The sequence below is a fragment of the Halomonas sp. H10-9-1 genome (assembly GCF_040147005.1).
Lineage (GTDB): Bacteria > Pseudomonadota > Gammaproteobacteria > Pseudomonadales > Halomonadaceae > Halomonas.
Genome location: NZ_JAMSHO010000001.1, coordinates 1,077,969 through 1,099,003 on the forward strand (window position 1 = coordinate 1,077,969; position 21,035 = coordinate 1,099,003).

Annotated in this window: 22 protein-coding genes; 19 read left to right on the forward strand and 3 right to left on the reverse strand. The window is 68.2% G+C overall.

Going from position 1 to position 21,035, the window contains the following annotated elements; all coding sequences use genetic code 11:
• Positions 1 to 2: 2 nt before the first annotated feature.
• The 9 genes from NFH66_RS04835 (at position 3) to NFH66_RS04875 (ending at position 8,083) form a co-directional block, all read left to right on the forward strand.
• Positions 3 to 197: a YgaP family membrane protein gene (locus NFH66_RS04835; RefSeq protein WP_349608789.1), complete on the forward strand. Its 195-nt coding sequence runs from the start codon at positions 3 to 5 to the stop codon at positions 195 to 197.
• A 250-nt stretch (positions 198 to 447) separates the two neighbouring features.
• Entirely contained in the window at positions 448 to 1,314 is an 867-nt protein-coding gene (locus NFH66_RS04840) for an MBL fold metallo-hydrolase (protein ID WP_349611661.1), read from the forward strand.
• A gap of 4 nt (positions 1,315 to 1,318) precedes the next feature.
• On the forward strand, positions 1,319 to 3,133 hold the full coding sequence (locus NFH66_RS04845) for a SulP family inorganic anion transporter (protein ID WP_349608791.1): 1,815 nt from the start codon (positions 1,319 to 1,321) through the stop codon (positions 3,131 to 3,133).
• 116 nt (positions 3,134 to 3,249) lie between these two features.
• Positions 3,250 to 3,723, forward strand: a complete 474-nt coding sequence (locus NFH66_RS04850) for a YeeE/YedE family protein (protein ID WP_349608793.1) — start codon at positions 3,250 to 3,252, stop codon at positions 3,721 to 3,723.
• On the forward strand, positions 3,720 to 4,163 hold the full coding sequence (locus tag NFH66_RS04855) for a DUF6691 family protein (protein ID WP_349608794.1): 444 nt from the start codon (positions 3,720 to 3,722) through the stop codon (positions 4,161 to 4,163). Before NFH66_RS04850 ends, NFH66_RS04855 begins: the two co-directional genes overlap by 4 nt.
• Before the next feature lie 159 nt (positions 4,164 to 4,322).
• Entirely contained in the window at positions 4,323 to 5,012 is a 690-nt protein-coding gene (locus NFH66_RS04860; protein ID WP_349608796.1) for a response regulator, read from the forward strand.
• Positions 5,009 to 6,337 carry an ATP-binding protein gene (locus NFH66_RS04865; RefSeq protein ID WP_349608797.1) on the forward strand — a complete coding sequence of 443 codons (1,329 nt, stop codon included), beginning with the start codon at positions 5,009 to 5,011 and terminating at the stop codon, positions 6,335 to 6,337. Before NFH66_RS04860 ends, NFH66_RS04865 begins: the two co-directional genes overlap by 4 nt.
• A 44-nt stretch (positions 6,338 to 6,381) precedes the next feature.
• On the forward strand, positions 6,382 to 7,032 hold the full coding sequence (locus NFH66_RS04870; RefSeq protein WP_349608799.1) for a c-type cytochrome: 651 nt from the start codon (positions 6,382 to 6,384) through the stop codon (positions 7,030 to 7,032).
• A 13-nt stretch (positions 7,033 to 7,045) separates the two neighbouring features.
• On the forward strand, positions 7,046 to 8,083 hold the full coding sequence (locus NFH66_RS04875) for a c-type cytochrome (protein ID WP_349608800.1): 1,038 nt from the start codon (positions 7,046 to 7,048) through the stop codon (positions 8,081 to 8,083).
• A gap of 108 nt (positions 8,084 to 8,191) precedes the next feature.
• Here NFH66_RS04875 and dsbG read toward each other — a convergent pair whose 3' ends face one another.
• Positions 8,192 to 8,953, reverse strand: coding sequence for a thiol:disulfide interchange protein DsbG (dsbG, locus tag NFH66_RS04880; RefSeq protein ID WP_349608801.1), 762 nt, complete (start codon positions 8,951 to 8,953; stop codon positions 8,192 to 8,194).
• Positions 8,954 to 9,005: 52 nt separating this feature from the next.
• The gene (locus tag NFH66_RS04885) at positions 9,006 to 9,827 is read right to left on the reverse strand and encodes a prolipoprotein diacylglyceryl transferase family protein (RefSeq protein ID WP_349608802.1); all 822 of its coding nucleotides are present in this window, start codon (positions 9,825 to 9,827) and stop codon (positions 9,006 to 9,008) included.
• A 183-nt stretch (positions 9,828 to 10,010) separates the two neighbouring features.
• Between NFH66_RS04885 and NFH66_RS04890 the strand changes: the two genes are divergently transcribed.
• From NFH66_RS04890 to lon, 10 genes are all read left to right on the forward strand, one after another.
• Positions 10,011 to 10,469, forward strand: coding sequence for a copper chaperone PCu(A)C (locus tag NFH66_RS04890; RefSeq protein ID WP_349608803.1), 459 nt, complete (start codon positions 10,011 to 10,013; stop codon positions 10,467 to 10,469).
• Positions 10,470 to 10,543: 74 nt separating this feature from the next.
• Positions 10,544 to 11,017, forward strand: coding sequence for a transcriptional regulator NrdR (nrdR, locus tag NFH66_RS04895; RefSeq protein WP_349608805.1), 474 nt, complete (start codon positions 10,544 to 10,546; stop codon positions 11,015 to 11,017).
• 13 nt (positions 11,018 to 11,030) lie between these two features.
• On the forward strand, positions 11,031 to 12,179 hold the full coding sequence (gene ribD / locus NFH66_RS04900) for a bifunctional diaminohydroxyphosphoribosylaminopyrimidine deaminase/5-amino-6-(5-phosphoribosylamino)uracil reductase RibD (RefSeq protein WP_349608807.1): 1,149 nt from the start codon (positions 11,031 to 11,033) through the stop codon (positions 12,177 to 12,179).
• Positions 12,180 to 12,576: 397 nt separating this feature from the next.
• The gene (gene ribBA / locus NFH66_RS04905) at positions 12,577 to 13,746 is read left to right on the forward strand and encodes a bifunctional 3,4-dihydroxy-2-butanone-4-phosphate synthase/GTP cyclohydrolase II (protein ID WP_349608809.1); all 1,170 of its coding nucleotides are present in this window, start codon (positions 12,577 to 12,579) and stop codon (positions 13,744 to 13,746) included.
• 89 nt (positions 13,747 to 13,835) lie between these two features.
• Complete coding sequence (gene ribH / locus NFH66_RS04910) at positions 13,836 to 14,330, forward strand: 6,7-dimethyl-8-ribityllumazine synthase (protein ID WP_349608810.1); 495 nt, start codon at positions 13,836 to 13,838, stop codon at positions 14,328 to 14,330.
• Complete coding sequence (gene nusB, locus NFH66_RS04915) at positions 14,327 to 14,824, forward strand: transcription antitermination factor NusB (RefSeq protein WP_349608811.1); 498 nt, start codon at positions 14,327 to 14,329, stop codon at positions 14,822 to 14,824. The genes ribH and nusB overlap by 4 nt, the downstream gene beginning before the upstream one ends.
• 11 nt (positions 14,825 to 14,835) lie before the next feature.
• Entirely contained in the window at positions 14,836 to 15,801 is a 966-nt protein-coding gene (gene thiL, locus NFH66_RS04920; protein WP_349608812.1) for a thiamine-phosphate kinase, read from the forward strand.
• Complete coding sequence (locus tag NFH66_RS04925) at positions 15,798 to 16,271, forward strand: phosphatidylglycerophosphatase A family protein (protein WP_349608814.1); 474 nt, start codon at positions 15,798 to 15,800, stop codon at positions 16,269 to 16,271. The genes thiL and NFH66_RS04925 overlap by 4 nt, the downstream gene beginning before the upstream one ends.
• A 95-nt stretch (positions 16,272 to 16,366) precedes the next feature.
• A complete protein-coding gene (locus NFH66_RS04930) occupies positions 16,367 to 17,608 on the forward strand; it encodes a DUF945 family protein (RefSeq protein WP_349608816.1) in 1,242 nt (413 codons plus the stop codon).
• Positions 17,609 to 17,707: 99 nt separating this feature from the next.
• Complete coding sequence (gene lon, locus NFH66_RS04935; RefSeq protein ID WP_349608817.1) at positions 17,708 to 20,152, forward strand: endopeptidase La; 2,445 nt, start codon at positions 17,708 to 17,710, stop codon at positions 20,150 to 20,152.
• Positions 20,153 to 20,276: 124 nt separating this feature from the next.
• Here the strand turns inward: lon and NFH66_RS04940 are convergent, their stop codons facing one another.
• Positions 20,277 to 21,005, reverse strand: coding sequence for an SDR family NAD(P)-dependent oxidoreductase (locus NFH66_RS04940; RefSeq protein ID WP_349608819.1), 729 nt, complete (start codon positions 21,003 to 21,005; stop codon positions 20,277 to 20,279).
• Positions 21,006 to 21,035 lie beyond the last annotated feature (30 nt).

Genomic DNA, 21,035 nt, shown 5'->3' on the forward strand with positions numbered 1-21,035 from the left:
ACATGACAAGCAACGTGGGTGGCATCGACAAGACCCTGCGCATCGCCGTCGGCCTGCTGCTGATCGTGCTGGCCCTGACCGGCACCATCGGCGCCTGGGGCTGGATCGGCGTAGTGCCGCTGGCCACCGGTATCTTCAACTTCTGTCCGGCCTACAAGTTGCTGGGCGTCAACACCTGCAAGCTGAAGAAGAAATAGCCACTCTTGCCGAGCCGATCGGCTACGACATGCCGACGCCCGCGGCCAGCGCCGCGGGCGTCGCGTCTTGATGGCAGGCATGCCGCCCGCCACGTCTGCCGGAACGGGGGGAACACGATGCTGAGGCAGGGTGTGCCTGGCGCGCTCATATTCTAAAATAGTCTATGCTTAGAACTTAGATTGAGGTATACTGTTAGCATACCGCCACGCGATACCCGACGGAGGCTGCTCTTCCATGTCCACGACACACGTGTCCCGACCCATCGTGACCCACTTCTTCGACGCGCCCACCAACACCTTCAGCTACGTGGTGCAGGATCCCGACAGCGCGTCCTGCGCGATCCTCGACTCGGTGCTCGACTTCGACTACGCCGCCGGCCGCACCGCTGTGCGCTCCGCCGACGAGATCATCGCCTTCGTGCGCGACAACGACCTCGAGGTGGCGTGGATCCTGGAGACCCACGTGCATGCCGACCACCTCTCTGCCGCCCCCTACCTGCACGAGACCCTGGGCGGGCTGACCGGCATCGGCGCCAATATCACCGTGGTCCAGGAGGTCTTCGGCAAGGCCTTCAATGCCGGCACCGAGTTCGCTCGCGACGGCAGCCAGTTCGACCGCCTCTTCGAGGAGGGCGACACCTTCGCCATCGGCAATCTTGAGGGGCGAGTGCTGCACACCCCGGGGCATACGCCGGCCTGCCTGACCTATGTGATCGGCGATGCCGCCTTCGTCGGCGACACCCTGTTCATGCCAGACTACGGCACCGCACGCTGCGACTTCCCAGGCGGCGATGCCCGCACCCTCTATCGCTCCATTCACAAGGTCCTGGCGCTGCCCGGCGAGACACGCCTGTTTCTGTGCCATGACTACAAGGCGCCGGAGCGTGAAGAGTTCCAGCACGAGACCACGGTGGCCGAGCAGCGTGCCCGCAACGTGCATGTCCACGAGGGCGTCAGCGAGGAGGCGTTCGTGAGGATGCGCACCGCGCGCGACGCCACCTTGGAGATGCCGAAGCTGATCATCCCTTCCGTGCAGGTCAACATGCGTGCCGGCCAGATGCCGCCCGCCGAGGACAACGGCCAGGTCTACCTCAAGGTGCCGATCAACACGTTCTGAGGCCATGGCTTTGAACCCGAAACGCTACCTGCCGATCCTGCAATGGCTGCCCGACTATGGGCGTAGCGCCCTGACCAGCGATCTGCTGGCCGCGGTGATCGTCACCATCATGTTGATTCCGCAGTCGCTGGCCTACGCCATGCTGGCCGGGCTGCCGCCGGAGGTGGGGCTCTACGCCAGCATCGCGCCGTTGGTGGTCTATGCGGTGTTCGGTACCAGCCGCACCCTGGCCGTGGGGCCGGTGGCGGTGGTGTCGCTGATGACGGCGGCGGCGGTGGGGCAGGTGGCGGCCCAGGGCACGCCGGAGTATCTCGGTGCGGCCCTGGTACTGGCGCTGATGTCAGGCCTGATCCTGACCCTGATGGGGGTGGCGCGGCTGGGCTTCCTGGCCAACTTCCTGAGCCACCCGGTGATCTCGGGATTCATTACCGCCTCGGGACTGATCATCGCCACCAGCCAGCTCAAGCATGTGCTGGGGGTCGAGGCTGGCGGCCACAATCTGCTGGAGCTCGTGGCCGGATTGGGTAGTCAACTGGGCAGCGTCAGCCTGCCGACCCTGGCGATCGGCCTTGCGGTGCTGGCCTTCCTCTGCGCCGCGCGGCGCTGGCTCATGCCCGCCCTGCGCCGGCTGGGGGTGCCGCCGCGTCCGGCGGACATGCTCACCAAGGCGGCGCCGATCCTGGCCGTGGCAGTCACCACCCTGGCCAGCTGGGGGCTGGGCCTGGACCAGCAGGGCGTGGCGGTGGTCGGCGCGGTGCCCGCGGGCCTGCCGCCACTGACCCTGCCCGGCTTCGACAGTGGCCTGTGGAGCGAGCTGTTCGTGGCGGCGCTGCTGATCAGCATCGTCGGTTTCGTGGAGTCGGTATCGGTGGGCCAGACCCTCGCCGCCAAGCGCCGCCAGCGCATCGACCCCGACCAGGAGCTGGTGGGCCTGGGCACCGCCAATATCGCCGCCTCGCTGACCGGCGGCATGCCGGTGACCGGTGGCTTCTCGCGCTCGGTGGTCAACTTCGACGCCGGCGCCGAGACGCCGGCCGCCGGGGCCTTCACCGCGGTGGGGATCGGCGTGGCGGCGCTGCTGCTGACGCCACTGATCGCCTACCTGCCCATCGCCACCCTGGCGGCCACCATCATCGTGGCGGTGCTTTCACTGGTCGACTTCGCGGCGATCAAGCGCACCTGGGACTATTCGCGCGGTGATTGCGTCGCCATGCTGGGTACCATCGCCATCACCCTGGGTCATGGCGTGGAGAGCGGTATCGTGGTCGGCGTGGGGCTGTCGTTGGCGCTGCACCTCTACCGCACCAGCCGGCCGCACAGCGCCGTGGTAGGGCGCGTGCCGGGGACTGAGCACTTCCGCAACGTGCAGCGTCACGCGGTGGAGACCGACGAGCGCCTGGCCATCCTGCGCGTCGACGAGAGCCTCTACTTCGCCAATGCGCGCTATCTGGAAGATACCGTGATGGCGCTGGCCGCCGGCCAGCCTGGCCTCGAGCACATCGTGCTGGCCTGCCAGGCGGTCAACGTCATCGACGCCTCGGCGCTGGAGAGCCTGGAGGCGATCAACGCGCGCCTCAAGGACTCCGGCGTGGCACTGCACCTGGCCGAGGTCAAGGGCCCGGTGATGGATCGCCTGCAGCACACCGAGTTCTGCCACGAGATGACCGGCAAGGTGTTCCTGAGCACCTATGACGCCTGGCAGGAGTTGCGTGGCGTCGGTGGCGGCCACCCGTCGCGGCGCTGCGTCGAGATGCAGGTGGGCAGCGTGCCGGTTGACACCTTCGACGACGAGGCACAGCCGCATCCACGGGTGCCCTGACGACAGGGCCCCGGTGTTACAGGGGCCCTGGTGACAACAGCCAGTGAGGGGCGCCGGGTAAGCCCCGAGAATTTGAAGCTAACCAAAGACGTTATGAGACCATAGGAGAAGCAAGCGTGGATTGGAGTTCATCCCTGCAGGGACTGGCCGGCGGTGTGTTGATCGGCCTGTCCGCGACCTGGCTGATGGCTACCCTGGGCCGCATCGCCGGCATCAGCGGCATCGTCGGGACCCTGATCGCCGCCCGGCCGAAGGGCGACAGCGCCTGGCGCGTCACCTTCCTGCTCGGCCTGATCAGCGGCCCGCTGGTGGTGATGTGGCTGGGCGGCGGCCTGGGCAACGTTGCCGGAGGTGCCGTCGACGTGACCGGTCGAGTGATCGGCGGGCCCGCCGGCGGCGTGGCGCTGATGCTCGTCGCCGGCCTGCTGGTGGGCCTGGGCACCGGCCTGGGCAGTGGCTGCACCAGCGGCCACGGGGTCTGCGGCCTGTCGCGCCTCTCGGTGCGCTCGATGGTGGCGACCGTCACCTTCCTGGTGATGGCGATCGTCACCGTGTTCGTGGTGCGTCATGTGATCGGAGGTGGCGCATGAAGACCGAGACCCTGAAGACGCTGGATGTGAAATCAGTGGCGGGTTATCTCGCCGGGTTGCTGTTCGGGCTGGGTGTCGCCATCTCCGGCATGACCGACCCGGCGCGGGTGCTGGGCTTTCTGGATATTGCCGGTGCCTGGGACCCGACCCTGATGTTCGTGCTTGGCGGTGCCGTGGTGACCAACTTCATCGGCTACCGCCTGGTCTTCAAGCGCACGGCCCCGATCTACGGCGAGGCCTTCCAACTGCCCACCCGCCAGGATCTCGATGCCCGGCTGATCGGTGGCTCGGCGCTGTTCGGTATCGGCTGGGGGCTCTCTGGCTACTGCCCGGGCCCGGCGATCGCCTCCATCGGGGGGCTGAGCGCGCCGCTTGCGGCGATGCTGGTGGCGATGGTCGCCGGCTGGTTCCTGGCCAGGGCGATTCCGGCCCGCAGTTGAACTTGTCCTGTATCAAGCGACTCCCCCGCAGGCCTCGCCTGTGGGGGAGTCGTCGTATACGACCAATGGATCGCCGGCATTGGTTTATAAGTTCATAACCATTAACGCAGGCTTAATGGCCTGCTGACAGGATGTTGCATAACGAGAGGACCCGATGCCATGCACGTACTACTGATCGAGGATGACGCCCTGGTGGCCTCAGGCATTCGCGCCGGGCTCGCCGTGCACGACTATGTCGTCGATCATGTGGCCTCCATTGCCGAGGCACGTCGCGCCCTGGAGAGCGTCAACAGCGATGTGGTGATCCTCGACCGCGGCCTGCCCGACGGTGATGGCCTGAGCCTGCTGGAGGAGTGGCGCGACGGCGGAGTGACCACGCCGGTGCTGGTGCTGACCGCCCGGGATGCGGTCAGCGACCGGGTCGCGGGGCTACAGGGCGGCGCCGACGACTACCTGATCAAGCCCTTCGACCTCGACGAGCTGGTGGCCCGGCTGCAGGCACTGCTGCGGCGGGCGGCGGGGCGCTCGCACCCGCTGATTGAGCACGGTGCCCTGTGCCTGGACCCGGTGGCCCGGGAGGTAAGCCTCGACGGTCGCCCGATCACGCTCTCGCGCCGCGAGCTGGTGCTGCTGGAGGCCTTCCTGCAGGCGCCGCGCTGCGTGCTCTCGGCGGACCAGCTCAAGGACAGCCTCTACGGCATGAGCGAGGACGTGGAGAGCAACGCCCTCAATGTGCATATCCACCATCTACGCCGCAAGCTCGGCAGCGAGCTGATCGAGACGGTGCGTGGCCTCGGTTACCGGCTGGGGCCGCCGCTGGGTGAATCCGGCGAGAAGGAGCGTTCGTGAGCCTGCGCACGCGACTGTTGCTGACCCTCGGTGTCACCCTGGTGCTGCTCTGGGGACTGGCCGCCGCCTGGTTGCTGCGCGACCTGGAGGAGCAGTTCGTGGCCACCCTCGACCAGCGTCTCGCCCAGTCGGCACGCATGGTCGCGGGGTTGATGGCCCAGTTGCCCCAGGAGACGTGGCTCGAGGCCGACCGGCGGGCGCTGTCGATCCCGCCCATCGAGGGGCTGGCCTGTCAGGTGCACTCGCCGCGCGGCGAGATCATGGCGCAGACCCACACCGACCTGGAGTCGATCCTGGCGGTGGGCGAGGTCGGCGGGCACGCCTACCGCGAGGAGGGTGGCGTGACCTGGCGGGTGTTCACCTACGAGCGGGGCGGGCTGACCATCACTACCGCCGACCGCATGGATGAGCGCGATCAGTTGCTCGGCAACGTCATCAAGGTGGCCACGGTGCCCTTCGTGGTGGCCATGCTGGGCAGCCTGGTAGCGCTGTGGATCGGCGTGGTGCGGGGCCTGTCGCCCATCGCCCGGCTGCGTGACTCCCTGGCGCGGCGTCATCCGGATGCCCTGGCGCCGGTGGCCACCTATGGGGTGCCCAGTGAGCTGCGCCCGCTGGTGGAGACCCTCAACGGCCTGCTGGCACGCGTCCAGCAGGCCATCGTCCGCGAGCAGCGCTTCACCAACGATGCCGCCCATGAGCTGCGCACGCCGCTCACCGCCATCAAGACCCACCTGCAGGTGGCCAGCCGGGTGGAGGGCCAGGCCGCGCGTGATGCCGTCGGATACGCGGAGGAGGGCGTCGAGCGCCTGGCGCGGATCCTCGACCAGTTGCTGATGTTGGCGCGGGTGGAGGGGCGGCTGGCCTTCGAGGACGGCAGCCTGTGCCGCCCCGCCGAGGTGGTGGCCCTGGCGCTGCGCGACAGCGGTGCGCCGACCTCGCGCTTCGCGCTGCCCGAGGCGTGGCCCGAGGCGCCACTGGCGCTGCCGCGGGAGCTGGCGGTGACAGCGCTGCGCAACCTGATCGACAACGCGCTCCGGCATGGTGGCGAGGGGGCGGGTGTGACCCTCGACGTGGAGTGCCATACCCACAATACCCTGACCTTCCGGGTAATCGACCAGGGGCCCGGCGTCGATGACGAAGCCCTGGAACAGATGGCCAGGCGTTTCTGGCGTGCCAGCAAGCAGCATGGCAGCGGCCTGGGGCTGGCCATCGTGGTGGCCATCGCCGAGCGTTTCGGCGGCGACCTGGAGTTTGTCCGTCCCGCAAGGGGCGGGCTGGAGGCTCGCCTGACCTTCCCAGTTCAGGCCAGTAGCGTTGCCCCTTGAGGGCCATGACACAAGACAGCGCGATACGAAAGAGGGGAATACCGATGACCAGCAAGAGGATCGCCAGCGGGCTTGGCCTGCTGCTGGGTGCCGGCCTGGCCGCCGGCCAGGCCGTGGCGCTCGAGGGGAGCGCCGAGCGCGGCGAGGCGGCGGCGGGCACCTGCGTGGCCTGTCACCAGGCCGATGGCAGCGGCATGAACGTGCCGGGCGGTCAGTCCTGGCCGCGCCTGGCGGGGCTCGATGCCGACTATCTCGCCAAGCAGCTGCATGACATGCAGGCGGGGCATCGCGAGAGTCCCATCATGCTGCCCTTCGCCAATATGCTCGATGACCAGCAGATCGCCGACGTGTCGGCCTACTACAGCCAGCTCCCGGCCACCGGGGCGGATGGTGGCGACGCCGAAGAGGCGGTACTGGCCCGCGGCGAGCAGCTCGCCCTGCGTGGTGACTGGGACGAGTACATCGTCTCCTGCAAGAGCTGTCATGGGCCCGGCAACCAGGGCGTGGGCAGCATCTTCCCGGAGATCGCCGGCCAGCACGCCGGCTACATCGAGGATCAGCTGCACGCCTGGCAGGAGGGGCGTCGTGCCAACGACCCGCAGAACCTGATGGGGGCGATTGCCAAGCGCATGAGCGACGAGGACATCAGTGCCGTGGCGGCCTGGCTGGCCAGTCAGCCGGCGACCGACGAGTAAGGGGGAATAGACCATGATCAATCGCAGGAAGACGCTGGCGCTGGCCGGTGTGACCCTGGCCGCCAGCGCAAGCCTGGCCGCCTGGGCAGAGGCTGACGGCCATCCCTACGACACGCTGGTGGAAATGGGCTACCCGGCGCCCCAGGAGGGCGAACTGGTCCACGTGCCGCCGACCATGGCGGACCTCGAGGCCGCCGATATGAAGCCGGCAACCAAGGCCGTCATTCGCCGCGGCTACGACCTCTTCACCAACACTCAGCAGTTGCGCGGCACGAACGTCTTCAACGACATGAACTGTTCCAGTTGTCACCTGGGCGAGGGGCGTCAGCCCTTTAGCGCCCCGGTGTGGCCAGCGGCGGTGACCCTGCCGGACTTCCGCGGCAAGAACCAGCACGTCAACAACCTGGAGGAGCGCATCGCCGGCTGTTTCGCCTACTCCATGAACGGCACCCCGCCGGCATACGGCAGCGATGACATGCTGGCGCTTTCCGCCTACCACCAGTGGCTGGCCAAGGGCGCGCCCGTGTACCCGGACCAGCCCATCTACGGGCGCGGCTTCCCGGCGCCGGAGCGTCCCGAGACCCTCAGCTACGCGAACGGCGAGGCGCTCTACGTGGAGAACTGCGCGGTGTGCCACAGCGGGGATGGTTCGGGCCTCTACCAGAACGGCGAGTACGTCTTCCCCGCCCCCTGGGGCGACGGCTCCAACAACTGGGGTGCCGGCATCGTGCGCACCCACACCGCGGCTGGGTTCATCAAGAACAACATGCCGCTGGGCCAGCCCCTCTCGCTCTCCGACCAGGAAGCCTGGGACATCGCCTACTACATGACCCAGCAGGAGCGGCCGCAGGACCCGCGCTACGCCGGCAGCGTGGATGAGGTGCTGGAGAGGTTCGGCCCCACCTTCCACAAGCACTCCAGCTACGGCCAGGAGCGTGAGGTCGACGGTCACCGTCTCGCCGATCACGCCAACTGGGGCGAGAAGGGCGAGGAGGTCACGCCCTGGAACGTCGGTGTGCCGCGCTTCGAGGACCTCGACGCCGCGGAGTGATCCGACCCCTGGTGCCGAGCGTTCGGCACCAGGGTGAAAAAGCGCACAGGCCCCGCCCGGTGGATACCGGGCGGGGCCTGTCTCGTCTCGGCGAGCCGCGCCAGAGGGTCAGGGCCGGGGGCCGCCCATGGCCTCCTCGAGGCGCTCGGGGCCGGGGACTCCCTCGATGCGATCGACCCGGTCACCGTCGCGGAAGAGGGTGGTCGGCGTGGCCATGAAGCCCAGCGAATCGAACAGCTGGTTGTTGGCGTAGACCTGCTCCTCGATCTCGCGTGACTGGGGCCCCGCCGCGACCTCCTCGCCGTCGCCGCTATGGGCGTTAAGGGCGGCGGCAGGATCGTCGGCGCCAAGCAGGGCGGCGGCCTTGGCTGGGCTGTCCGAGGCCAGCACGCCGATCATGATATGGCGCAACTGCACCTTGCCGGCCTCGATCCAGGGCCGCGCCTCTTGCCAGAACTGGCGGCAGTAGGGGCAGTTGGGGTCGGTGAAGGTGTAGACGATGCGCTCGGCGTCGGGGGCGCCGTCGGCGATCCAGTGGCTCGCCTCCAGGTCTTGCCACACCTCGGCGAACTGGGCGGCGCGCACGTGCTTGTCCAGCTCGGGCTCGGAGAGGTTGTTGCCCTCGGCATCGACCAGGGTGCCGACGATGGCGTGCTCGCCGCCGGGCAGCAGGTAGATGGCCACCTCGCCGGCGGAGTGACTGGCGCCGTAGCCGGTCATGCCGGCCGGTGCCTCGAACTCACCGTGAATGGTCAGCCCCTGCTCGACGAGGGCATCCACCGGGGCGGGCCAGTGGTCGTCGGCCAGCACGGGGCCCGTGAAGGCTAGGGTGAGGGCGCCGATGGCGGTGGTCCTGACGGGGTATCGCATGGTGATGTCCTTGTGCGGTCGTCGTGAAGCAGGAAGGGAGTCGCCCCGGGCGTTAGTGCAGGCGCTCGAGGCCCTGGCGCAGGGTAGCGCGGGAGAGCTCGCCGAAGTGAGTGTCCACCAGCCGTCCCTCGGCGTCGTAGAACAGCGTGGTGGGCATCGCCATGGCGCCGGTCACATCGCCCAGGGCGGTGCGTGCATCGAGCAGCACGTGGTCGAGTTCTAATGACTGCTCATCGAGGAACCGGTTCACCAGTGCCGCGTGCTCGCCCTGGTTGACGAAGACGAAGGTGATGTCGGTGATCTCGTCCTGGGCCTGCTCGAATACCGGCATCTCACGCCGACACGGCGGGCACCAGGTGGCCCAGAGGTTGACCACCAGCGGCTTGTCCTCGCGCTCGGCCAGCCCAGGCAGGTCGATGATATCGCCTGCCAGGGTGGTCAGGGGGGTATTGGGGAGCGGGCGTCCCTGCTCCTCGAGCAGCAGCAGGGGGCCGGCGGTCAGCCCCCAGGCGAGGGCTCCGGCCAGCAGGGCGCCGCCCAGCGGCAGGCGCTGGCGCGGGGTGCGCCACAGGCGCCAGGCGGCATAGCCCAGGCCGGCGGCGAGGCCACCTATCGGGTCGAAGCCGCCGTCGCGGATGTCCAGCAGCGACAGCGCTCCGGCGTAGCTCCCCCAGTAGCGCACCACGAACACCAGGCGAGCGCCGATCAGGGCGACCAGCAGCAGCGTGAAGAGGCTATCGGCCGTGGGGGTGCGGTGACGGCGGCCGATCAGCGCCCCGCTCAGCACGGCGATGACGAAGGCCAGCACGATCAGGAGCTGGCCGATCGAGAAACCCATGGGACCCACGGCGACGCTCTGGTTCAGTGCTTGCATGGGGAGGGCTCCTTGCCGTTGAATCCGTGGGCGGTCATGCCGCCATGCGCCGAGACTGACACCCGGTGATTAGCGGTGCATTAATCGGCAGCCGGCTGGGACGTTATGTCGCAAGCGCAAACAGGCGGCGATCGCTGGCTTATGCTGTGACATCAGACTCCCACGACCGAGAGGATCCACCACATGCTGCCACCTTGCTCACTCCCCTGGCGCGCCCCACTGCTCGCCCTTGCCCTGGGCCTTGCCAGCGCCTCCGCGCTGGGCGACACATTGAGCGTCGAGGGCGCCCATGTGCGCGCCGTGCCGCCGGTCTCCACCACCACGGCCGCCTTCATGCAGCTTCACAACGCCGGTGATGCCGATCGCGCCCTGGTGGCGGCGAGCACCCCGGCGGCCCGCGTGGCGGAGCTCCACAACCATGTCGATGTGGACGGGGTGATGCAGATGCGCCAGGTGGAGATGATCCCGGTGCCGGCCGGTGAAAGCGCCACCCTGGCCCCGGGCGGCTACCACCTGATGCTGATCGACCTCGCCGAGCCGCTGCACGAGGATGGCGAGGTCACGCTCTCGCTGACCTTCGACGACGGCCAGACCCTCGAGGTGGCCGCCCCGGTGCGTCGCATCGAGACCATGGGTCACTGATCGGCACCGCTGGGCGGGCGGGACGCGAGTCGCTACAATGCGTCGAGTCCCGTTTCCCGTTCTGGAATCCTGCCATGCACTGTCCCTTCTGCGGCACCCATGACACCAAGGTCACCGACTCGCGCCTGGTCGCCGAAGGGGATCAGGTGCGCCGGCGTCGCCAGTGCGTGGCCTGCGGTGAGCGCTTCACCACCTATGAGACCGCCGAGCTGATCATGCCACGGGTGATCAAGGGCGACGGCTCCCGCGAGGCCTTCAACGAGGAGAAGCTGCGCGCCGGCATGTTGCGTGCCCTGGAGAAGCGCCCGGTCAGCGCCGAGGCCATCGAGGCCGCGGTGCAGCGCATCCGCCAGACGCTGCGTGCCCGCGGTGAGCGCGAGATCCACGCCCGTGATATCGGCGAGGCGGTGATGGCCGCGCTGCGTGGCCTCGACCAGGTCGCCTATATCCGCTTCGCTTCTGTCTACCGCCGCTTCCAGGACATCGACGAGTTCCGCGCCGAGATCGAACGCCTCGCCCAGGATCCCGACCAGACGCCCCCACGCTGACCCGGAGCGCCCCATGACCCACCCCACGCCCCCGGAAACCTGGATGGCCCGAGCCCTCGAACTGGCCCGGCGCGGCCTCTATACCACGCATCCCAACCCCCGCGTCGGTTGCGTGCTGGTCAAGGACGGATGCCTGGTGGGGGAGGGTTACCATGCCCGCGCCGGCGAGCCCCATGCCGAGGTGCATGCGCTGAATGCCGCGGGCGAAGCGGCCCGCGGCGCCACCGCCTACGTGAGCCTGGAGCCTTGCTCCCACCAGGGGCGCACCGGGCCCTGCGCCGTGGCGCTGATCGAGGCCGGCGTGGCTCGGGTGGTGGTGGCCATGGAGGACCCCAATCCGGCGGTGGCCGGCCGCGGCATCGCGATGTTGCGCGAGGCCGGCATCGAGGTGGAGGTCGGCGTGATGACCCCACAGGCTCAGGCGCTGAACCCCGGCTTTGTCCTGCGCATGGACCATGGTCGCCCCTTCGTGCGCTTGAAGATGGCCATGAGCCTGGACGGCCGCACCGCCATGTCGTCCGGCGAGTCGCAGTGGATCACCGGCCCCGAGGCACGGCGCCAGGTGCAGCGCCTGCGTGCCCGCTCCAGCGCCGTACTCACCGGGGTGGAGTCGGTGATCTTCGATAACTCACGACTCACCGTGCGTGCCGACCAGCTCGGCCTGCCCGACGCCGAGGCCATCGCCGCTCGCCAGCCGCTGCGGGTGATCGTCGATAGCCGCCTGCGCCTGCCCGAGGCGGCGGCATGTCTCACCGAGCCGGGACGCACCCTGGTGGTGGCGGTGGAGGGAGTGGAGCCCGAGCGCATCGCACGGCTCACCCGCGCCGGGGCCGAAGTGCTCACCCTGCCCGCCGGCGATGACGGTCGGGTCGACCTGGATGCCGTGCTTCGCCACCTGGCCGAGGTCGAGCAGGCCAACGAGGTGCTGCTGGAGACCGGCGCGACCCTGGCCGGCGCCATGCTCGATGCCGGCCTGGTCGATGAGATGCAGCTGTTCGTGGCGCCCACCCTGCTCGGCGGCGACGCCCGGCCGCTGTTCCAGCTCGCCGGTATCGAGACCATGGCCCACCAGCGCGGCCTGGAGATCCTCGATATCCGCGCCGTCGGTCAGGACTGGCGCATTACCGCCCGCCCGCGGCGACGTATCAAGGCGCAGGAGTAGCGCCCGTCACGGTGCCAATGCAGGGCCATCATCATTAGCTATGTTGCAATAGCGAAGGGCGCCGGGGACAGGCTGGAGAGGGGGTCCGAGGACCTGGGATGGCCGAGGTAGCGTACAGGGACGTATTTACAGCGCCCCCTCGGAAGCCTGTTGCCGGGGAAGCCTTGAGCGGTGCCGCCTCTGCGATGGTGCTGCGCGCCAAGGTGCAGTTTACTGGCGCCCGTTGCCGCGCCAAGATGCAGTTTACTGGCGCCCGTTGCCGCGCCAAGGTGCAGTTTACTGGCGCCCGTTGCCGCGCCAAGGTACCCTGACGCCGTTTCGAGGCGAGGCGACGCCTGTGGACGACGTGACTGTCGCCGCCTGCGGACGCCTGCCGCGTAGAATTTCTGGAGATCTCATGGTGCACGCCACTGCCGGGGGCCTGGCCCCTATCGAAGACCTGGTCGAGGACATTCGTCAGGGCAAGATGGTGATCCTGATGGATGATGAGGATCGCGAGAACGAAGGCGACATCATCATGGCCGCCGAGAAGGTGCAGGCCGAGCACATCAACTTCATGGCCCGTCATGCTCGCGGCCTGATCTGCCTGCCGATGACCCGCAGCCGCTGCGAGCGCCTCAAGCTGCCGCTGATGGTCAACGACAACGGCTCCGGCTTCGGCACCAAGTTCACCCTCTCCATCGAGGCCACCGAGGGCGTCACCACCGGCATTTCCGCCGCCGACCGCGCGCGCACCGTCCAGGCCGCCGTGGCCCGCGATGCCCGTCCCGAGGATATCGTTCAGCCGGGGCATATCTTCCCGCTGATGGCCGAGCCCGGCGGCGTACTGCGCCGCGCCGGTCATACCGAGGCCGCCTGCGACCTCGCCTCCCTGGCCGGCCTCGACCCCAGTGGCGTGATCTGCGAGATCATGAACGACGACGGCACCATGGCCCGCCGCCCCGAGCTTGAGCGCTTCGCCGCGGAGCACGGCCTGAAGATGGGCACCATTGCCGACCTGATCCACTACCGTATCCACAACGAGCAAACCGTGGATCACGAGGAGTCGACCACGGTCAACACCGCGTATGGCGAGCTCGTCCTGCACGTCTTCCGCGACAGCATTCAGGGCGTCCACCACCTGGCGCTGGTCAAGGGGCGGCCGAGTCCCGAGACACCGACCACGGTTCGCGTACACCTTGCCGACACCATGCGTGACCTGCTCTGTCTGCACAAAGATGAGGGCGGTCACTGGACCTCCCACGAGGCCATCGCCGAGGTGGCGCGTAGCGAGCGTGGGGTCTTTGTGCTGCTCGATCATGGCCGGCCGCGCCTCGATCTGCGTGACCAGCTTGATGTCTTCCTCGAGCGTCGCCGTGCCCCGCGTACCAGCGATTCCGATGGTGCCGGCAACTACCTGACCATCGGCACCGGCTCGCAGATCCTGCGCCATCTTGGCGTGGGACAGATGCGCCTGCTCAGCTCGCCCTGGAAGTTCTCGGCGATCTCGGGCTTCGACCTGGAGGTGGTGGAGCGCCTGGGCCCCGAGGACGTGCCTGCGTCCGCCAGCGCTGTCGAAGGCGAGTGACTCGGCTCTCCTCCAGTACTCCATCCCATATTCTCATTCAATGCCGGGCGCGACATGGTCGCGCCGCTGAGCCTCAGCAGGAAACCGACATGGAACCCATTTCTCAACTGGAAGGCAGCTTCGTCGACGTCGACGGTCGCTATGTGATCGTGGTGGGGCGCTTCAACCACCATGTGGTGGACAGCCTGGTAGAGGGCGCCGTGGATATCCTGGTGCGCCATGGTGTGGATGCCGAGAACATCGACATCGTCCACGTGCCCGGCGCCTGGGAGCTGCCACTGGCGGTCAAGCAGGTGCTCAAGGTGGCACGCCCCGAGGCGGTCATCGCCCTGGGCGCAGTGATCCGCGGCGGCACCCCCCACTTCGAGTACGTGGCCGGTGGCTGCAACGCGGCCCTGGGCAACCTGCAACTGGAGTTCGAGACCCCCATCGCCAATGGCGTGCTCACCGTCAACTCCATCGAGCAGGCCATCGAGCGTTCCGGCACCAAGGCGGGCAACAAGGGTGCCGAAGCGGCCATGGCAGCCATGGAGATGGTCTCGCTGATGCGCCAGCTGGGTGGTGGCGTCGAGGAGGAGGCATGAGCCGCGAGCGCACGCCCTCGAAGGCGCAGCAGGGGCGGCGTGCCGCCCGCGAACTGGCGGTGCAGTGCCTCTATCAGTGGCAGATGACCGGCAAGTCGATGAGCGCGGTGGAGGTGGAGTTCCGTAGCCAACTGGCTGATGACGACCTCGCTGACCACGAGAACTGGCACAAGGTCATGGAGATCGCCGACCAGGCGCTGTTCCACGAACTGGTTCACAACGTGGCACGCTTGCGCGCCGACCTCGACGCGTCCATCGCGCCGCTGCTCGACCGCAAGCTCGAGGAGCTCGATGCCATCGAGCTGGCCATCCTGCGCCTGGGCGCCTACGAGCTCTCGCGGCGCATGGAGGTGCCGTATCGGGTGGCGATCAACGAGGGCGTCGAGCTGGCCAAGTCGTTCGGGGCCACCGACGGCCACAAGTACGTCAACGGCATCCTCGACAAGCTCGCCGGGCGTCTGCGCGGCGCCGAGGTGGCCGCCCGCCGCCGCTGAAGGGTGACCGGATGCACAGCGAATTCGATCTCATCGCCCGCTATTTTACCCCCGCCACCCCCGACCCCGAGTCCGGCGTGGTGATGGGCGTGGGTGACGACTGCGCACTGCTGGCCCCCAGCCCGGGCCAGCGGGTGGCGGTGAGCGTCGATACCTCCGTGTGTGGGGTGCACTTCCCCCCCGATGCCCCACCCGAGGCGGTAGGCCATCGGGCCCTGGCGGTCAGCCTCTCCGACCTGGCCGCCATGGGCGCCAGGGCGCGCTGGTGCTTCATGTCGCTGTCGCTGGAGGAGAGCGAGGACGCCTGGCTGGAGGGCTTCTCCCGCGGCTTCCTGGCGCTCTGCAAGGCGACCGGCACCAGCCTGGCCGGGGGCGACATCACGCGCGGTGAACTGGCCATCGGCGTCACCGTGATGGGTGAGGTGGCCCCCGAGGCGGCCATGAGTCGGGGCGGCGGTCGTCCCGGCCACCTGCTGGCGGTGACCGGGGCCCTTGGTGGCGGCGCCGGTGGCCTGGCGGTATGGCAGGCGGGCGAGCGCGACTCCGGCCATCCGCTGCTGCGTCGCTATCTCACTCCCCAGCCGCGGCTGGCCGCCGGCGAAGCCCTGGCTGGGCTGGCCACGGCCGCGGTGGATATCTCCGATGGACTGCTGGCCGACCTGGGACATATCCTCGAGCACTCCGGGGGCGGCGCCCATCTCGACCCCGCGACGCTGCCCCTGGCCGAGGGGCTGGTCGCGGCGCTGGGCGAGGAGGGCGCGCGTCAGGCGGCGCTGACCGGCGGCGATGACTACGAGTTGCTGGTGTGCCTGCCCGTCGAGCATCTGGACGAGGCCCGGCGTCGGCTGGCGGCGCTTGGGGTGCCGCTGACCGTGGTCGGCCGGCTGACCCGCTCACCCGGCGTGAGCGGCGTGCCGGCAGCCCGGCGCACCGGCTGGCAGCACTTCTGCGGCGCCACCCCGGGAGGCACCCCATGAATCGAGCCCCGTCCAGCGTCTGGCATCGCCCATCGCACTTTCTGGCTTTCGGTCTGGGCAGCGGCGCCGTGCCCTGGGCACCAGGCACCTTCGGTACCCTGGCGGCCATTCCCTTCTACTGGCTGCTCGCTGAGCTGCCGCTCTCCTGGTACTGCGGCGTCGTCGTCATCGCCTTTGTGTGGGGGGTCTGGCTCTGTGAAAAGACCTCGCGGGACCTCGGTGTCCACGACCATTCGGGTATCGTCTGGGACGAGTTCGTGGGCTACTGGATCACCATGGCGGCCATCCCCTTCTCGTGGGAGTCGGCGCTCTGGGGATTCCTGCTCTTCCGGGTGTTCGACGTGATCAAGCCATTCCCCATTCGCTGGGCCGACCGTCGTGTGGCCGGGGGCTTCGGGATCATGATCGACGACGTTCTCGCCGGTATCTTCGCCGGAAGCCTCATGCACCTCTGGTTCTGGTTGCACTAGGGTTCTGGTTGCACTAGGCCGGTACGGTGGTACTTCGCGGATGCCATAGCAGGCGATGCAGGGAAAGGAAGGGAAAAGAAGGGAAGGGAGTCACCATGCGCAAGGAACGACTGATCGTGCCGGTGGTGGTAGGGCTGGCACTGGTCTGGGCGGTGGCCCAGTATGCTGCCTCGCTGCTGTTCGAGCGCGAGATGGTGCGCACCCTGGCCGACCTGGAGGCGCGCGGCGAGCTGGTGGTCGAGCGCGAGGACGTCGAGCGTGGCTGGCTCTCCTCGTCGGGGCGCGTATTGATCGCCCCGCTGCTGGGCGATGGCTGGCAGCTCGCCTTGACCTACACCGCCCGCCATGGCGTGCTCAGTACCCGCCTGGACGGCGAGATCGAGCCCTTCCTGGGCCCCGAGCGCCAGCGCCTGTTCGGCGATGCGCTGCCCTCGTCGGCACCGCGCTGGCACGCCCGCTACCAGACGCTGGGTGGTTCTTTCAAGGGTAGCGTTGGCCTGGCCCCCTTCCTGATTCGCCAGGGTCAGCGCGAGCTCGACTTCCAGGGCGGGCAGGCCACCTTCGGCGGCGAGTATGGCGACTGGTGGTTGCGTGCCCGGCTCAAGCCGCTGCGCCTCACCGATGGCGTCGTCAGCCTGGAGGCTGGCCCGGGCAGCCTGGAGAGCCGCTACGCCTACACAGCCGGTGCCCACCATTTCACCCAGCATGACCTCTTGCGCCTGGAGCGGGCTGCCTGGCGCCAGCAGGACCTCGAACTGGATGCCAGCGACCTGCTCTACCGTAGTCGCATGGAGCTCGACGACAGCGAGTTGCGCATCCACGGTGAGCTCCAGCTGGGAGAGCTGGTAGCCGCCGAGCAGGTGCTGCTGACCGGAAGGCTGGAGGCACAACTCTCGCGCCTGCATGCCGAGGCCCTGCGCACCCTGTTGAGCCGGCTGCGCGAGGAGGTGATGACAGGGGGTAGCGACACCCCGACACCCCGCGAGCTTATCGCGAGACTGGAGCCGGAGTTCAAGGCGCTGCTGCGGGATTCGCCGCGCCTGGATATTGCCACGGTGGATCTCGATAGCCCCATGCTGGGCCTTTCCGCCCAGGGGGAGGGGGCGCTGATCTTCGACCCGCGGCGTCTCGATGAACTCAGCGTCGCGCGTCTCGATGATCCCGCCGAGCAGGCGCGCTGGCGCACCCGGCTGGACGGTGACTTCGTATGGCGTGAGGTGCCCACCGTAGTGGCACTGTGGCTAGGGCTGCCCCTGGATACCCAGGAGCTGGCGGTGGACGTGGTGCGTGGCAAGGTGCGGGTCAATGGCCGCCCGCTGCCGCCGCTGTGGCGCTAGCGGGAGGTGGCAAAAGGCCGTCAGGCTTGAAGTTACCGGTCATCGCCCGCATCCCTGACTCCATCGGCATATGCCCAACCGCTTGGATAGGGAGACCCCATGAGCGACGACCAGGACCGCCACGATTCAGGCGAGCCGGAATGGATCCACGACGAGCACGAGCAGGACGATAGCCTCGACCTCGGTGAATCGTCCGACGACAGCAAGCGTTCCGTGGTGCCGGCCCGTGAGCCGTTGCCCGAACGCATCTACCTGCTGCCCATCCACAACCGCCCCTTCTTTCCCGCCCAGGTGCAGCCGCTGGTGATCAACCGCGAACGCTGGGAAGAGACCATCGAGCGTGTCGCCAAGACCCCCCACCATACCGTGGGCCTGGCCTTCGTCGGTGACGCCGCTCTGGAGAGGCTGGACCACGACGACTTCCCCGAGATCGGCACCGCGGTGAAGATCCACAAGCTGCAGGGTGAGGATGACCAGCTGCAGTTCATCGCCCAGGGCCTGCAGCGCTTCCGGATCCAGCGCTGGATCTCCCGGGAGCCACCCTACCTGGTGGAGGTGAGCTACCCGCGTGAGCCGGTGGATGCCGAGGCCGACGAGGCGCGGGCCTACGCCATGTCGCTGATCAACGGCATCAAGGAACTGCTGCCGATCAACCCGCTCTACGGCGAGGAACTCAAGCACTACCTCAACCGCTTCAGCCCCCACGAACCGGGGCCGCTCACCGACTTCGCCGCGGCCATCACCTCGGCCAAGGGACACGAGCTACAGGACGTGCTGGCCACCCTGCCGGTGCTGTCGCGCATGCAGAAGGTGCTGCCGCTGCTGCGCAAGGAGATCGAGGTCGCCCAACTGCAGAGCGAGATCAGCGATCAGGTCAACGCCCAGATGCAGGATCGCCAGCGCGAGTTCTTCCTGCGCGAGCAGCTCAAGGTGATCCAGCGTGAGCTGGGTATCTCCAAGGACGACCGCGAGAATGACGTCGACACCTTCCGCGACCGCCTCGAGGACCTGGTGGTGCCGCCCAAGGTGCTCACCCGCATCGAGGAGGAGCTCGACAAGCTCGCGGTGCTCGAGACCGGCTCGCCGGAGTACGGTACCACCCGCAACTACCTGGATTGGCTGACCAGCATGCCCTGGGGCGTGCGTAGCCAGGACCAGCTCGACCTGGCCCACGCCCGCACGGTGCTCGACCGCGACCACGATGGCCTGGCCGACGTCAAGGAGCGCATCGTCGAGTTCCTCGCCGAGGGCACTTTCAAGGGCGATGTCGGCGGCTCCATCGTGCTGCTGGTGGGCCCGCCCGGGGTGGGCAAGACCTCCGTGGGCCGCTCCATCGCCGAGGCCCTGGGTCGCGAGTTCTACCGCTTCTCGGTGGGTGGCATGCGCGACGAGGCGGAGATCAAGGGGCATCGGCGTACCTATGTCGGTGCCATGCCCGGCAAGCTCGCCCAGGCCCTCAAGGAGGTCGAGGTCGAGAACCCGGTGATCATGCTCGACGAGATCGACAAGATGGGCCAGTCGTTCCAGGGCGACCCCGCCTCGGCGCTGCTGGAGGTGCTCGATCCCGAACAGAACGTCGACTTCCTCGACCACTACCTGGACGTGCGCCTGGATCTCTCCAAGGTGCTCTTCGTGTGCACCGCCAATACCCTGGACTCGATCCCGCCGGCGCTGCTCGACCGCATGGAGCAGATCCGCCTCTCCGGCTACATCGCCGAGGAGAAGGTGGCCATCGCCAAGCATCATCTGTGGCCTAAGCTGCTCAAGCGCGCCAACATACCCAGGAAGAGTATCAACCTCACCGACGCGGCGCTGCGCCAGGTGATCGAGGGTTACGCCCGCGAGGCCGGGGTGCGCCAGCTCGAGAAGCAGCTCCACCGCATCGTGCGCAAGGCGGCGGTCAAGCTGCTGGAGAATGACCAGCAGTCGGCGAAGGTGTCGGTGAAGAACCTCGAGGAGTACTTGGGGGCGCCGCTGTTCCGCAAGGAGCAGGTGCTCAAGGGCGAAGGAGTGGTCACCGGCCTGGCCTGGACCTCCATGGGCGGTGCCACCCTGCCCATCGAGGCGGGCAAGGTGCACTCCCTGACGCGCGGCTTCAAGCTGACCGGCAAGTTGGGCGAGGTGATGCAGGAATCGGCCAACATCGCCTACAGCTATGTGCTCGGTCACCTGGCCGAATATGGCGCCGACGCCGACTTCTTCGACTCCGCCTTCGTGCACCTGCACGTGCCGGAGGGCGCCACCCCCAAGGATGGTCCCTCGGCGGGGGTCACCATGACCACCGCGCTACTGTCCTTGGCCAGACACCAGGCCGTCGAGCGCAGCCTGGCGATGACCGGCGAGCTGACGCTGACCGGTCATGTGCTGCCGGTGGGGGGCATTCGCGAGAAGGTGATTGCCGCTCGGCGCAGTGGCATCTTCGAGGTGATCCTGCCCGACGCCAACCGCCGCGATTACGACGAGTTGCCCGAGCACCTCAAGGAGGGGATCAGCGTACACTTCGCCAAGCGTTACCAGGACGTGGCCAAGGTGGTGTTTGGCTGATCCGTTTTCGCCGGAGCCGTAAGTTATAAGCGGGTCGATAACCCCGGGGGCGGTGGCAGTGTCGACCCGGGGAGCACTTATATCGTTCGACTGTCTCGTAAGGTCCAAAGAGGTAACGCTAGAGTTAGATCATGGCGGTCGCGCCGCCATCCACCAGCAGGGTGTCGCCGGAGATGAAGGTATTCTCCGCCGAGACCAGGAAGGCAACGGCGCGGGCGACCTCCTGGGCCTCGGCCACTCGGCCCAGGGGGGTGGCGGCCTGCCAGCGACGTCGGGATTCCGAGGCCGCATCCTGCATGCCGGCGCTCACCGGACCGGGTGCCACGGCGTTGACGAGAATGTTGCGTGGCCCAAGCTCCACGGCCAGCGCCCGGGTCAGGGCCAGGATGGCGCCCTTGCTCATGGCATAGGCGCTGCGTTCGGGGCCGGTGCGCAGGCCATGGGCCGAGGCCACATTGACGATGTGGCCGCCCCGTGGCATCAGCGTCACCGCCTGCTGCAGTGCCAGGAAGGGCCCCGTCACATTGATGGCCATGACTCGCTCCAGGTCCTCCAGGGCGGTGTCCGTGAAGCCGGCGCGATGGATCACCCCCGCCGCATTGACGCAGGCGTCCAGGCACGCTGCCTGCTCGCCGAGCGTGGCGAAGGCGGCGGTGATGGTGCCGGGATGGCGGAAGTCACAGGCCAGAACGGAAGCCTGGTAGGGCGAGTGCCTGGCCAGCGACATGAGCGCATCATGGCGTTCGGGAAGGTCCAGCAGCCAGACGCGGTGGCCGCGGGTCAGCAGGGTCTCGGCGATGGCGCCACCGAGGCCGCCGGCGGCGCCCAGCAGCGCAATGCGGTGCGTCGGCATGGGGTATGGTTCCTCGGCTGCGCGATCGGC

Coding starts and splice junctions, on each gene's coding strand:
- lon (WP_349608817.1), top strand. CDS start 17,708: ATGAGCGACGACCAGGACCGCCACGATTCAGGCGAGCCGGAATGGATC.
- NFH66_RS04940 (WP_349608819.1), bottom strand. CDS start 21,005: ATGCCGACGCACCGCATTGCGCTGCTGGGCGCCGCCGGCGGCCTCGGT.
- NFH66_RS04930 (WP_349608816.1), top strand. CDS start 16,367: ATGCGCAAGGAACGACTGATCGTGCCGGTGGTGGTAGGGCTGGCACTG.
- NFH66_RS04835 (WP_349608789.1), top strand. CDS start 3: ATGACAAGCAACGTGGGTGGCATCGACAAGACCCTGCGCATCGCCGTC.
- NFH66_RS04845 (WP_349608791.1), top strand. CDS start 1,319: ATGGCTTTGAACCCGAAACGCTACCTGCCGATCCTGCAATGGCTGCCC.
- NFH66_RS04870 (WP_349608799.1), top strand. CDS start 6,382: ATGACCAGCAAGAGGATCGCCAGCGGGCTTGGCCTGCTGCTGGGTGCC.
- NFH66_RS04855 (WP_349608794.1), top strand. CDS start 3,720: ATGAAGACCGAGACCCTGAAGACGCTGGATGTGAAATCAGTGGCGGGT.
- NFH66_RS04925 (WP_349608814.1), top strand. CDS start 15,798: ATGAATCGAGCCCCGTCCAGCGTCTGGCATCGCCCATCGCACTTTCTG.
- ribBA (WP_349608809.1), top strand. CDS start 12,577: ATGGTGCACGCCACTGCCGGGGGCCTGGCCCCTATCGAAGACCTGGTC.
- thiL (WP_349608812.1), top strand. CDS start 14,836: ATGCACAGCGAATTCGATCTCATCGCCCGCTATTTTACCCCCGCCACC.
- nusB (WP_349608811.1), top strand. CDS start 14,327: ATGAGCCGCGAGCGCACGCCCTCGAAGGCGCAGCAGGGGCGGCGTGCC.
- ribH (WP_349608810.1), top strand. CDS start 13,836: ATGGAACCCATTTCTCAACTGGAAGGCAGCTTCGTCGACGTCGACGGT.
- dsbG (WP_349608801.1), bottom strand. CDS start 8,953: ATGCGATACCCCGTCAGGACCACCGCCATCGGCGCCCTCACCCTAGCC.
- NFH66_RS04890 (WP_349608803.1), top strand. CDS start 10,011: ATGCTGCCACCTTGCTCACTCCCCTGGCGCGCCCCACTGCTCGCCCTT.
- NFH66_RS04885 (WP_349608802.1), bottom strand. CDS start 9,827: ATGCAAGCACTGAACCAGAGCGTCGCCGTGGGTCCCATGGGTTTCTCG.
- nrdR (WP_349608805.1), top strand. CDS start 10,544: ATGCACTGTCCCTTCTGCGGCACCCATGACACCAAGGTCACCGACTCG.
- NFH66_RS04875 (WP_349608800.1), top strand. CDS start 7,046: ATGATCAATCGCAGGAAGACGCTGGCGCTGGCCGGTGTGACCCTGGCC.
- ribD (WP_349608807.1), top strand. CDS start 11,031: ATGACCCACCCCACGCCCCCGGAAACCTGGATGGCCCGAGCCCTCGAA.
- NFH66_RS04860 (WP_349608796.1), top strand. CDS start 4,323: ATGCACGTACTACTGATCGAGGATGACGCCCTGGTGGCCTCAGGCATT.